The following is a 722-nucleotide window of genomic DNA, read 5'->3' as shown; positions in this document are numbered from 1 at the left end:
CAAAGTGAAGCAAGTACCCAGAACAATATTGATAACACTGAATCTCAGGCATTTCATCAACTCTGGCAAGTGAAAGCGTTGGTTGCCAGTATAAGCTTATGGATGCCTTTAGCACCTGTCTATGCGGGTATTGTAGCGGATAGTGCCGCAAATGCTGCGAATAGAGCTGTGATTGGAGCTGGTAAGAACTCAGCTGGTACAGTCGTTCCTGTCGTTAATATTCAAACTCCGAAAAATGGGATATCTCATAATATTTATAAACAGTTTGATGTACTGGCTGAAGGTGCAGTACTCAATAACAGCCGCCAAGGGGCTACGACACAAACAGTAGGAAACGTTGCAGCCAACCCGTTTTTAGCTACAGGTGAAGCACGAGTTATTTTAAATGAAGTAAATTCATCAGCCGCTTCACGCTTTGAAGGGAACTTGGAAGTTGCAGGACAAATGGCAGATGTAATTATTGCCAACCCGTCTGGTATTAGTATTAAAGGTGGTGGCTTTATTAATGCCAACAAGGCAATTTTCACCACAGGTAAACCTCAGTTAAATGCTGATGGCAGTATCAAGCAGTTTACGGTTGACCAAGGAAAAATTACGGTCTCAGCAAACCCTAATTCTAAATTTGGACTAGGCGGAAATAATAACGATGCAAATTATGTAGACCTCTATGCGCGTGCATTAGAACTTAGTGCTGAACTACGTGCCAAAAATGATATTCAGGT

General features: G+C 42.0%; 1 protein-coding gene. It reads left to right on the top strand.

Annotation, left to right across the window (positions count from 1 at the left end):
• Window positions 1–722, top strand: a 722-nt coding sequence (locus KTJ10_RS17950; protein WP_262442553.1) for a filamentous hemagglutinin N-terminal domain-containing protein, incomplete at both ends; no start/stop codon positions are given.

Origin of the sequence: Acinetobacter sp. WU_MDCI_Abxc222 (assembly GCF_025514755.1) — a bacterium.
Lineage (GTDB): Bacteria > Pseudomonadota > Gammaproteobacteria > Pseudomonadales > Moraxellaceae > Acinetobacter > Acinetobacter geminorum.
Note: the sequence above shows the minus strand (reverse complement) of the source record. Positions and strands in the feature narration are given on the sequence as shown.